The 11,258-nt window shown below is 64.0% G+C and carries 10 protein-coding genes; 4 read left to right on the plus strand and 6 right to left on the minus strand.

What is annotated here, in order from left to right:
- Nucleotides 1-20: 20 nt before the first annotated feature.
- Complete coding sequence (locus ACIHAO_RS15560) at nt 21-521, minus strand: methylated-DNA--[protein]-cysteine S-methyltransferase (protein ID WP_016337152.1); 501 nt, start codon at nt 519-521, stop codon at nt 21-23.
- Entirely contained in the window at nt 521-1,984 is a 1,464-nt protein-coding gene (locus tag ACIHAO_RS15565; protein WP_396558230.1) for a DNA-3-methyladenine glycosylase 2 family protein, read from the minus strand. Before ACIHAO_RS15565 ends, ACIHAO_RS15560 begins: the two co-directional genes overlap by 1 nt.
- A 105-nt stretch (nt 1,985-2,089) precedes the next feature.
- Here ACIHAO_RS15565 and ychF point away from each other — a divergent pair, with 105 nt between their 5' ends.
- The 4 genes from ychF (at nt 2,090) to ACIHAO_RS15585 (ending at nt 4,981) form a co-directional block, all read left to right on the plus strand.
- The gene (gene ychF, locus ACIHAO_RS15570; protein WP_396558233.1) at nt 2,090-3,190 is read left to right on the plus strand and encodes a redox-regulated ATPase YchF; all 1,101 of its coding nucleotides are present in this window, start codon (nt 2,090-2,092) and stop codon (nt 3,188-3,190) included.
- Nucleotides 3,191-3,309: 119 nt separating this feature from the next.
- Nucleotides 3,310-3,702, plus strand: coding sequence for a hypothetical protein (locus ACIHAO_RS15575; protein ID WP_396558235.1), 393 nt, complete (start codon nt 3,310-3,312; stop codon nt 3,700-3,702).
- A complete protein-coding gene (locus tag ACIHAO_RS15580) occupies nt 3,699-4,316 on the plus strand; it encodes a helix-turn-helix domain-containing protein (RefSeq protein ID WP_396558237.1) in 618 nt (205 codons plus the stop codon). Before ACIHAO_RS15575 ends, ACIHAO_RS15580 begins: the two co-directional genes overlap by 4 nt.
- A complete protein-coding gene (locus ACIHAO_RS15585) occupies nt 4,313-4,981 on the plus strand; it encodes a hypothetical protein (RefSeq protein WP_396558239.1) in 669 nt (222 codons plus the stop codon). The genes ACIHAO_RS15580 and ACIHAO_RS15585 overlap by 4 nt, the downstream gene beginning before the upstream one ends.
- 158 nt (nt 4,982-5,139) lie before the next feature.
- On the opposite strand, the gene ACIHAO_RS15590 is transcribed toward ACIHAO_RS15585, so the two are convergent.
- From ACIHAO_RS15590 to ACIHAO_RS15605, 4 genes are all read right to left on the minus strand, one after another.
- Nucleotides 5,140-5,790, minus strand: coding sequence for a hypothetical protein (locus ACIHAO_RS15590; protein ID WP_396558241.1), 651 nt, complete (start codon nt 5,788-5,790; stop codon nt 5,140-5,142).
- Between the two features lie 73 nt (nt 5,791-5,863).
- A complete protein-coding gene (locus ACIHAO_RS15595; protein ID WP_396558243.1) occupies nt 5,864-7,423 on the minus strand; it encodes an N-6 DNA methylase in 1,560 nt (519 codons plus the stop codon).
- Nucleotides 7,420-8,925 (minus strand): restriction endonuclease subunit S, encoded by a 1,506-nt coding sequence (locus tag ACIHAO_RS15600; protein WP_396558245.1) that lies wholly within the window; start codon nt 8,923-8,925, stop codon nt 7,420-7,422. Before ACIHAO_RS15600 ends, ACIHAO_RS15595 begins: the two co-directional genes overlap by 4 nt.
- The gene (locus ACIHAO_RS15605; RefSeq protein WP_396558247.1) at nt 8,922-11,174 is read right to left on the minus strand and encodes a DEAD/DEAH box helicase family protein; all 2,253 of its coding nucleotides are present in this window, start codon (nt 11,172-11,174) and stop codon (nt 8,922-8,924) included. The genes ACIHAO_RS15600 and ACIHAO_RS15605 overlap by 4 nt, the downstream gene beginning before the upstream one ends.
- Nucleotides 11,175-11,258 lie beyond the last annotated feature (84 nt).

Consider the following 11,258-nt stretch of genomic DNA (forward strand, 5'->3'; position numbering starts at 1 on the left):
AGCATTCGGAAGGGGCGGAATCAGGCCGCTTCGTGGGTCAGCAGCCACTGCTTCGCCGGGACACCCCACCGGAAGTTCCCCACCCCGCCGCCGGTCCGCACCACCCGGTGGCACGGCACGAACAACGCCGCCGCGTTCTTCGCGCACGCCGACGCGGCCGCCCGCACCGCGGCCGGATTCCCCGCCAGCGCCGCGTATTCCGCGTAGCTCACCGGCTCGCCGGCGGGCACCTTCCGCAGGATTTCCCAAGCGTGCTCCCGGAAAGCGCCGGACCGCTGCCGCACCTCGATGTCGGCGACCGCGTCCAGGTCGCCGTCGTGGTACCGGCGGATCGCGGTGCTCACCGGTCCGAGGTCGCGTCGCTCCTTCACCTCGCCGGGGGCCAGCGAAGGCGAGATCAGCGGCGTCAGTTCGGCGACGTCGCCGGTCCAGCCCGAGGCGAGCACGGCCCCGTCACCCGCCACCACGGCGGTGAACGGGCCGATCTTCGTGTCCATCGTGGACCAGTACGCGATGCTCATCATTCTCCCTTTTCGGCGCGCCACAGGTACATGCCGGCGTACGAGGACCAGGGCTGCCAAGCCCGCCCGCGTTCGGCCAGCGTCGTTTCGTCGTCGGCGATCCCCAGCGCGGCCGCACCTCGGCGCACCGCCGGATCGCCGGTCAGCAGGACGTCCGGCGCGCCCAGTACGCGCATCAGGACGTAATCCGCGGTCCGCGGCTCGATTCCCGGGATCGCCAGCAGTTCCGCGCGCAACTCCGCGGGATCGCGGCCGACGTGGACCGAAACGCCGTCCGCCAGCGCGCGGGCCACGGCGGCCACCCGTTCCGGGCCGTGTTCGGCGACCTGGGCCGCCGTCGGGAACAGCGTGGTCAGCCCTTCCAGTGACTCGTCACAGCTGGGCAGGCGTTCGCCGAAGGCGTCGGCGAGCGACGCCGCCTCGGCGGGGGACAGCAGCGCGCGCAGCACGAGTTCGTCGCCGTCGACGGTGCCGGGCACCCGGATGCCGGGGATCGCCTCGACCAGCGGTGCGAGTGCCGGGTCCGCCCCCAGGACCCGCGCGACCGCCTCCGGGTCGGCGTCGAGGTCGAGCAGCCGCCGCACCCTGGCCACCGCGCTGCTCAGGTCGCGCAGGTCGGTGAGCCGCAGGTCGCTGCGGACGTGGTCGTCCTTCGCCGTCAGCCACACGACACCGGAGCCGTGCGCGAGCCGCAGCGTGCGCCCGTAGCCGGTCACCCCGGACTCGTCGCGCGTCACGTGCTCGACACCGGGGACGGCCCGGTCGGCCAGGAACGTCAGCACCCCGGCCGCGTCGAACGGTTTCCGGAACGGCAGCCGCAGGCTCAGCCGGGTCCCGGTCGGCAACTCTTCGGCTTTGCGACGCCTGCGACGCAGGCTCGCCGCGCGAAGCTGCGAAGGCGTCGTCGCGAACACCTCCCGGATCGTCTCGTTGAACTGGCGGACGCTGGAGAAACCCGCCGCGAACGCGACGTCGGTCAGCGGGAGGCCGGACATCTCGATCAACAGGCGCGCCGAGTGCGCCCGGTGCGCCCTGGCCAGCGCCAGCGGCCCGGCACCGAGTTCCGCGGTGAGGACGCGACCGAGCTGGCGTTCGGAATAGCCGAGCCGCCGTGCGAGCCCCGGGACGCCGTCGCGTTCGACGGCCCCGTCCGAGATCAGCCGCATCGCCCGCGCGGCGAGGTCGGCCCGGATGTCCCAATCGGGGGAGCCGGGGACGGCGTCCGGGAGACAGCGGCGGCAGGCACGGAAGCCGTTGGCCTGCGCCGCCGCCGACGTCGGATAGAAACGGACGTTCTGCTGTTTCGGCGTCGACGCGGGGCAGGACGGACGGCAGTAGATCCCGGTGGTGGCCACGGCCATGATGAACTGGCCGTCGAACCGGGAATCACGGGCGGCGACGGCGCGGTAACACCGTTCGGTGTCGCGCCACACGGCCCGTTCGGCCAAGGTCTGCTCGGTCATGACACCGATCGTGCCACCAGGTCGAGAGCGCGGCTGGCGGAAATCCGACACGGCGATCAAGGCCTCGGCGGATGGGGCGGCGGACGGCACGTAGACTTCTGGCCCGTGAGTCTCACCCTCGGCATCGTCGGCCTGCCCAACGTCGGCAAGTCCACCCTGTTCAACGCGCTGACCCGCAACGACGTGCTCGCGGCGAACTACCCGTTCGCGACGATCGAGCCCAACGTCGGTGTCGTCCCGCTGCCGGATCCGCGGCTGGATCAGCTCGCCGAGGTCTTCGGCTCCGAGCGGACCGTGCCCGCCGTCGTGTCCTTTGTGGACATCGCGGGCATCGTGAAGGGTGCCTCCGAGGGGGCCGGACTCGGCAACAAGTTCCTCGCGAACATCCGCGAGGCGAACGCGATCTGCCAGGTCGTCCGCGTCTTCGACGACCCGGACGTGATCCACGTCGACGACCGGATCGACCCGGCGAGCGACATCGAGACGATCAACACCGAGCTGATCCTCGCCGACCTGCAGACCCTGGACAAGGCGCTGCACCGGCTCGAGAAGGAGGCGCGGACCAAGAAGGAAGCCAAGCCAGCCCTCGACAACGCGGTCAAGGCCAAGGAGATCCTCAACGGCGGCCGGACCCTGTTCCAGGCGCAGAAGGAGGTCGACTTCGAGGCGCTGCGCGAGCTGAGCCTGCTCACCACGAAGCCGTTCCTCTACGTCTTCAACGCCGACGAAGGCATCCTCACCGACGAGTCCCGTCGCGAAGAGCTGGCCAAGATGGTCGCCCCCGCCGACGCGGTGTTCCTCGACGCCAAGGTCGAATTCGAGCTGCTGGAGCTGGACGACGAGGACTCCGTGCGCGAGCTGCTGGAGTCCGTCGGCCAGCACGAACCTGGCCTGTACTCGCTGGCCCGCGCCGGTTTCCACACCCTCGGCCTGCAGACCTACCTCACCGCCGGCCCCAAGGAGTCCCGCGCCTGGACGATCCCGCAGGGCGCGACCGCCCCGCAGGCCGCGGGCGTCATCCACACCGACTTCGAGCGCGGCTTCATCAAGGCCGAAGTCGTGTCCTTCGCCGACCTGATCGAGCACGGCTCCATGGCCGCCGCCCGGTCCGCGGGCAAGGTGCGCATGGAGGGCAAGGACTACGTCATGGCTGACGGCGACGTGGTCGAGTTCCGACACGGATCACCATCTAAATCGAAGGCGTAACCGTGTCGGAAGCCCGCGAGGCTTCCTCCACGTAGTGCGCTGCTGAGCGGGCCCGACTTCAGGTCGGCCCCGTTCGGCGCTGATGCTGACCGGGGCCTCCGACGGGATGGAGCCCCGCCGTGAGCGTCACTCCGCACAACATCTCACAGTTTTCCGTCGACACGCTTGTCGAGCGCTGGTCAACTGCCCGTAGCCGGACGTTCCTGGCCAAGCACAGCGGTCGCCAACTCGATCCGCGCGAGCTGTTCGCCGAACTCGCCTACGGAGTCCGGATCGCGCAGGAAGTCACCGCCGGTCGGTGGTGCGTGGTCGCTGACCTGCTGCGATTAGGCACTGTCGACTCCTGGTCACAGATCACCGCTGCTACGGACATGGCCGAAACCGACGTCCGGGACGGATTCCACGCCTGGACCAAGGCCCAGCTGGACCTTCGTCGGCGTACCGGCAGCATCGGAATCACCGAAGCCGAAGCCGCCGAGCTGTACGCGCTCTCCGAGGCGGTGACCTGGTGAGCATCGAAGCGATCCACTGGGCACTCAATGCGGCCCCGATCCCTCGCGACCGCCGCGACGCGTCCAGCCTGGCGATGGTGCTGGTCGGCCTGGCCAACCACGCCGATCCGGATGGTTGCAATGCCTTCCCCTCGTTGGCGAGGCTGGCCTGGTACACCCGGCTGTCCGAGCGATCGGTCCGCTACGCCCTGCGAGCGCTGGAGGAGCTGGGCCTGATCCGGTCCTCCGACCCCGAGATTGTGGCCGCGTACGTGAAGCGTGCCGATCGGCGCCCCAACGGCTACAACCTCGCTGTCCATCTCGTGGACAAATCCGCCGACGAGGGGCAGAGCCTGCCGCCCGTTGAGCAGCGCGAGGGGCAGACACTGCCGACGCGAGGGGCAAACAGCGACACGACGAGGGGCAAAGCTTGCCCCCGAACCTTCCTTAACCGTCAAGGGAACCGTCCTGCGCCCGAGGCGCGCTCGCCGCTCCTGCCGCCCTGCGGCCAGTGCGATGCCCGACCGGATGATCCAGTCTCGGCCCGAGTGGTGTGGCTCGATGCCGACCGAACGCGTTCGACCCTCTGTCCGCGCTGCCACCCGAGCGCCCGCCGCGCCGGAGGCGCTCGATGAGCGTCGACATCTTGGACCAGGTTCGCCAGGCGGTCGCCGAAGCTCGCGCAACTGGCGACCCCAGGCCCGGCCGCCCGACGCTGGTCAGGATGACCGGCGCGACCGACTACCAAGTCCGCAAAGCCCTGGCCACTCTCGCCGACGACGAACGGCCAGCTGGCGCCAGCGCTGGCGAACCTGAGCCGCCAACAGTGCCAGCTTCGCCCGGTGCATCCGCCCGTCTGCCTCGACCCTGGCCGTTGATTTTCATCGGCTTGGCCGCGGCCGTGGCAATCTGGGGCGGCTGGGTGCGTCTGGGCGAGCTGACCGGTTTCGGACCGATCAACCTGCTGCCCGGAGTCGGCGGCGGCTTCACCCTGAACACGGCCGTGGTACTGCCGCTGTCGGTCGAGTTCTACTCGGCATATGCCCTGCGGGTGCTGCTCGCCTCGGACCGGCTGAGCGAACGCTCCCGGCGGTTCGCTCGGCGATCATTCTTGGCCAGCCTGGTGGTGGGTGGTGGCGCCCAGATCGCCAGCCACATCATGGCCGCTGCCCACGTCGCCGGCGCCCCGTGGCCGGTCACCACGGTTGTGGCTTGCGTGCCGCTGCTCGTCATCGGACTGGCGACCGGCCTGGCGACCCTGGTGAAACGAGACACCAGCGCTAGCGGTGATCAGCGGTGAACGTCACTCAGCGAGACGAGATGCGAGGGCTCATGCTCTTCTCCCGCTGCGGAGTCGACGCGAGTCACCGACAGGAACAACTCAAGAACCTGGGTACGTGAGCTGCGAACGTTGCCAGTGGCGACCGTGATTCGAGTACCTCCATGCTGGAGGAGCTTCTACCCGAGGACATGCGCGATGGCGAGGGCGATTCGCTCGATCCAGTCGATGGCGTCCGTAGCTTCCGCGTCCGAGATAGGCCGCCGGCGCTTGAGGTCACCGTCCAACAGGTCAGCGTCATGGGCGATCTTGTTACGGCGCTCAGTGATTGAGTTGTACTGCTGCTTCAGAGTCTGCGCATTCATGGACGTGCGACCGTGGTTCCACTCGTTCAGCTTGGCTGCTGCCTTAGCCCAGATGTCTTCCTCTGTGACCAGTTTGAGTGCCTCGCTGATCTTGCGTGGGTTCTGGAGGGCTGCGTTCGACCACTTCGCCCTGACATGCTCCGAGACGGCCTCAGCGAGCGTGGTGGTGCCCCGCCGTACTTCTTCCACCTTGATCAGTGGCAGCTCAAACTTAGTGAGCTGGTAGGGCATTGTGGGGCTGTCCTCAGCGGTCAGCTCAGCGACTCGGCGGTAAAGCTCCTCGTGGAACCAGTGGTCGATGGCGCTGACGGCTTGTACCCACGCGGCCCGGTAGAAGTCGCCGATGTCGATGACGGGTGACTGGAAGGCAGCTAGGCTGCGTCCTGCCAGGATCATCTTCCGGGCGTACTCGATGTTGTTCAGGAAAGCCCGGAACTCACGCGTCTGCGGATGTGCGTTGGTCATCGGGCTCCCCATCCTGTCGATTGATCGACATTACGATGCCGGTAAGAGCAGGGGCGGGGCAAGTCGATTGGCGTCACCCCACTTCCCCTGGCGAGACCGCATCGACGTCGGCCGGAACTTCACCGCCAAGTGCCTCCGCGATGGCTGCGAACTCGCTGAGCGCGGCCTGTAGGTCCTCCACAATTTCCTGTGCGATCACCTCGGGCGGCAACAGGCTGTCGTCGTCGTCGAGAGCCGGGTCTTTCATCCATGTGATGTCGAGGTTGACCTTGTCCCGAGCGATGAGCTCTTCGTAGTCAAACGACTTGAAGCGTTCGGACTCGACCCTCTCGTTGCGAGATTTACCTGGCAGGTACGCCTCGACAAACTCCTCCAAATCCGCCCGGCGCAGCGGATGCTGCTTAAGGGTGAAGTGCTTGGCAGTACGGAAGTCGTACACCCAGAGCTGTGACGTGTTGGGTTTGCCGCCGCTGCGTGGCGGCTTCTTCTCGAAGAACAGGACGTTGGCCTTGACCCCGCCCGCGTAAAAGATGCCGGTGGGCAGACGCAAGATGGTGTGGAGGTCGAACTCTTCGAGCAAGCGGCGGCGTACCTTCTCGCCCGCACCGCCTTCAAAGAGCACGTTGTCCGGGAGAACAACAGCCGCGCGGCCGTTCATCTCCAGCAGAGACATGATGTGCTGAAGGAAGTTGAGCTGCTTGTTGGTGGTGGTAGCACGGAAGTCATCCCGCTCGTAGGAGATGTCTTCCTTCTCCGCCCTACCGTCCGTGCCGACGACGGTGATCGCGGACTTCTTGCCAAAAGGCGGGTTGGCGAGGACCAGCGAGGCGTGCCGACGAGGTTGTTCGGCGAGGGCATCGCCCACGGTGATGAGTGAAGGGCCGTCGGCGTCACCGATACCATGCAGCAGCATGTTCATGGCGGCAAGGCGAGCCGTGCCGGTGACCAGCTCATTGCCCCAGATCTTGCCGGACCCGAGCGCGAGACGCTGCTCGCGGGAGAGATCCCGCATGTGGTTCTCGCGGATGTAGTGATGCGCAGCGATGAGGAAGCCACCAGTGCCGCAGGCGGGGTCGGTGATCGTGTCCTCTGGCCCCGGTTGCATCACATCGACCATGGCGTCGATGAGCGCGCGGGGCGTGAAGTACTGACCAGCCCCAGTTTTGGTATCTTCAGCACCTTTGGCGAGCAGGCCCTCGTATGCGTCGCCCTTGAGGTCCGTGCCCTGGATCGTCCAGTCTTCCTTGCCAATTAGATCGACAACGAGCTTCTCGAGGAGTGCGGGCTCGGTAATCCTGTTCTGCGACTTGGCGAAGATCGTGCCGAGGGTGGTACCAGGGTTTTTCGCGAGCACTCCGAGGGTCTTGCGATAATGGACTTCTAGATCGATCCCCTTGAGGCGGGCGAGTGACTTCCAATCATACGGTGCCAATACGACAGCTTTGGCCTCTTCCTCAGTGAATGGATCTGAGGCGATCTCGTCGGCCATCTTGAGGAAGAGCAAGTACGAGAGTTGTTCGACGTACTCGATGGTGGAAAGACCGTTGTCTCGAAGGACGTTGCAGTAGTTCCAGAGCTTGGTAACCAGCGCATTGGTCTGTGCGCGAGCGTGGACGGGAGATACGAGGGTCACAGCGGGAGCTCCTGCTGAACGGCGATGGTGAGGGTGGGGGGCTCGGTCGATTCATCCGCGCTGGCTGCTTTTTTGCGAGGTGAGCGGGTGGCACTCTTGGCCTTTGCGTCTTTAGTATCACGCACAGAGCGAATGCGGTCAAGGAGGGTAAAAGCAGACTCGTCGGCACTATCTTGAGGGGCGAGCTTGCCACTGAAAGCGTGGGAAAGTAGCGATCGCCTTAGATGTGCAGAGCGCTTGAGTGCATACTTAGCGACGCGTGACGCGCGCTCGACCTGGTCGTTCCACTCATGCAATTCTGCGAGTAGTCTGAGCTGTTCATCATGAGGTGGAAGGGGGATTGGGAAAGAGGCTAGTTTTGTGCCATTAACATTTGCTTGGCCTACCTGTTGGGCTGCCACGGAACGGATGTAACGTCGACCTTCCGAGCTGTTGATGCACAGACTTACCCATTCTGGCTCGACGCCACGCGCAAGCTGGCAGCGAATGAGGTATGAAGCGAAGGTGGCGGGACCTGCCGTAGATCGATAAACGGCAGACTTGCCAACTAATTCTGCGCTATTTGTACGATTGAATAGAAGGTCTCCGTCGTCAAGCGACAGCTTTGCAACGTCTGGGTGATTGGCTGGCAGATATTTTAGATTTTGTAGATCTAGGTGGCCATCCTGAATGTTTCCCATGCGTAATACGGGAACGTCTGCTTCATTGCGGTCAGTGTGCGCCTTGGCTGAGGTTCCGTAATCTATCCTGAGGGAAAGTGCTCCTAGTGACTGAACGGTCCAGTGTGATGGCAGGTTCTCGTAAGGGTTTAGCGCAGCCGGCTTTGCCTCTCGATGCCTTGCTCGTGATGTTCGAGAGGGTTGGGTTCTTACCTTGTTGAGCAGGATGTCAACCGACTCATCTCGATCATCCTTTGCGCTAAGTTTGCCGTTTACTGCTCTCGCAATGGCTGATCTTTGAAGCGATCTGGTGCGAACCTGGGCAACTGTGAGGCAGTGCGCAGCAGAGTCGAGGCGAGAGAGACCGTCTTCTAGTGCCTCAACGATACGGTGCTGTTCCGCGAGCGGGGGCAAAGGTACCGGTATTGAGCACATAGCCGACTTGGTCAACTTGAGGCGAGTGGTTCCGTTGGCATAACCTTCGTAGTTGAAGATATTCAGGTAGTGAGTTATAAAGCGGGCAAGTGTGGCATCTTTGCGTACTCGCAGAACATGTGCGTGATTATTTACCCATGTGGGGCCAGAAATTCTGTACGCTTTAGCCTTGTTGTGGTCGAAGAATTGAACTCCATCTTCTCCAAGAAGAACCAGTTCTTCATTAAAAAGTGCAGTGTCAATCCAGCCTACTTGGCCAGTAGCTCCGTAATAGGGTACGCTTCCCGGCCTCTGTGCTCGCTCCTGCGCGCTGACCGGAACCCGTTGACGGTCAAGTACTTCAACGACTTCGTCGAGGCGCGCCCAAGCCCACCTGGCTGGAAGTTTTATGTCGTTCAACCCGTTCAAGCCAGCTCTCGATTCAAGTCGTTCAATAAAGATCGGACATCTCGCCCCGCAAAAGCGTGTGCGAACCCTCGGCCTCCACCCTTGCCTTTGAAGGGTTCGGCATTGAATTCGGCCGGGCTGATGCCGACGTCACTCGCTACCACGTTACCGATGGCCTGCAACCACCATAACTGCTCCTCGGAGAAGTTCGCTCCCGCTTGGCGCTGCTTCAGCAGCCACCCTTCGAGACGTTCCTTCACCAGCGACCGGTACGGTCTAAGTTCGTCATCTACGCCCAGTTCAAACCGGATGAGGGAGATGAGATCTGGTACGCCTGCTTCCTTGCCGGGGTAGTGGGCTGCTTTGCCCAAGTCTTCGTAGAAAACCCACAACGTCTGCGGAGTCCATGCGAAGTCCGGACGTCGAATTTCTTGTGCGAGTTCCTTCAGTGCCCCGTATGCCTCAGCAGGTGATACAGCGCGGGGACTGGTTAACGCGATGTCGATAGCGGCCAGGCGATCACGATGCTCCTGCAAGAGTCGGCTCCACCGGTTAACTTGCTCCCTGGCCCGCTCCTCCCGCGGGACCTCGACCAGGTCGGTCACCTCGACAGGGGTGAACTCGTCAAACACGTAGTCCTTGTCCCGCCGGATCTCGATGATGTGCCGGCGAAATTCAGGATGCTCGGTCAGCGGGGCGATCGCCTTCTCGATCAATTGCCGGGCCGCTGTCTGACCGCCCTCCTCCAGTGCACGCTCCTGCCGATCGGGGTCAACTGCCTTAACGATGGCGCCTGCGACCTCTGCCAGAGTCCGCCCACCCGCCGCTCGGGTCAGTAGCTCCCGCTCCTCGTCAGTCAGCTGTCGGTCGAGACGCGCCAGCCGCCCCGCCATGATCTCGGCCTCACTTGCACTGATCGACTTCGTACCGGCTTTGTCGAGCAACTTCGCCAGGGAAACTTGTCGCTCGCCTGCTGGCACCAGCGGTCTCGCGTCTACAAGTGGCGAGTCCGTCACGCCTACCGCGTCCACGAGCACGAACCGGTCCTTTCGGACTGAGTCGTCCGCGTCCGGAGTGACCTCGTGGAGTTCCGTCGGGTCGATGGTCCGGGCGCCGCGTCCCTTCATCTGCTCGAACAGCACCGCGCTACGCACTTCACGCATGAAGATCACGCATTCCAGGGCCTTGATGTCGGTACCGGTTGCGATCATGTCTACTGTGACAGCGACCCGCAGCCGAGGCGAGGTCCGCAACGAACGGATCAACTCGTCCGGGTCCTCGCCGGCCTGACGGCTCTTGTATGTGATCTTTTTCGCGAAGTCGTCTCCGCGTCCGAACACGTCCTTGACCTGCGCGAGAACGTCCTCGGCATGGTCCTCGCCGATAGCGAATATCAAAGTCTTCGGCAGCTCGGTTCGGCCAGGGAACCAGCGCCGCCAGTTGTCCCGGTAGGCGATGAGGACCGCCCTGATCTCGTCGACCGTAACTACCGTCCGGCCGATTTGCCCAGTCGTGTACGTGAAGTCGTCGGCCAGTTCCTGGTAACGCTGCCGTCGCGTCTTGCGGTCCTTGACGCGCACGGTCGTTCCGGCATCAATCGTTGCCGCGCCCTTCTCTCGCAGATCCGTTCGCATCCTCACGACGTCGAAGTCGACGTTTACCCCGTCGGCGACCGCTTGCGGATAGGTGTACTCGGAAACCAGATTGCGCCCGAAGAAGCCGAGTGTCTGGAGCGTTGGGGTAGCGGTCAGGCCGACCAAGTGCGCGTCGAAATACTCAAGTACTCCCCGCCACAGGCCGTAGATCGAGCGGTGGCACTCGTCCACGATGATCAGATCGAAGGACTCGATCGGCACCGCGGGGTTGTAGGAGACCTCGATCGGTTGGTCCGTGGCGTAGGTGTCCTCGTAGGCGAGGCTATCTGAAGCTTCATCCGAGGGATCGTCGTCGACGAGTGCCTCGTTGCGTAGCAGCGAGTACATTTTCTGGATCGTGCAGATGACGACTGACGAGGTGTCTTGAAGCCCTGTGGCGCCGAGCCGGTCGACGTTGTAGATATCCGACAGTTTGCGCCCGTCATCGGGTGTGGTGAATTTGCGAAACTCGTCGTAAGCCTGCTTGCCCAGATTGTTGCGGTCGACGAGGAACAGAACCCGCCGTGCCTTGGCGTGCTTGAGCAGCCGATAGGTCTGGGCCACCGCGGTGAAGGTCTTGCCCGCACCGGTGGCCATTTGAATCAGCGCCCGCGGCCGATCATGGGGCCGTGTCATGACAACCGTGTAAGCCGCGGATGGACCAAGATCGGGTCGTCGGACGCGACCCAGAAGGGCTCCATCTGTGACTGAGGACACATC

The sequence above is a fragment of the Amycolatopsis sp. NPDC052450 genome (genome assembly GCF_044547565.1).
GTDB lineage: Bacteria > Actinomycetota > Actinomycetes > Mycobacteriales > Pseudonocardiaceae > Amycolatopsis.

Coding starts and splice junctions, on each gene's coding strand:
- ACIHAO_RS15605 (WP_396558247.1), bottom strand. CDS start 11,174: ATGACACGGCCCCATGATCGGCCGCGGGCGCTGATTCAAATGGCCACC.
- ACIHAO_RS15585 (WP_396558239.1), top strand. CDS start 4,313: ATGAGCGTCGACATCTTGGACCAGGTTCGCCAGGCGGTCGCCGAAGCT.
- ACIHAO_RS15560 (WP_016337152.1), bottom strand. CDS start 521: ATGAGCATCGCGTACTGGTCCACGATGGACACGAAGATCGGCCCGTTC.
- ACIHAO_RS15565 (WP_396558230.1), bottom strand. CDS start 1,984: ATGACCGAGCAGACCTTGGCCGAACGGGCCGTGTGGCGCGACACCGAA.
- ACIHAO_RS15590 (WP_396558241.1), bottom strand. CDS start 5,790: ATGACCAACGCACATCCGCAGACGCGTGAGTTCCGGGCTTTCCTGAAC.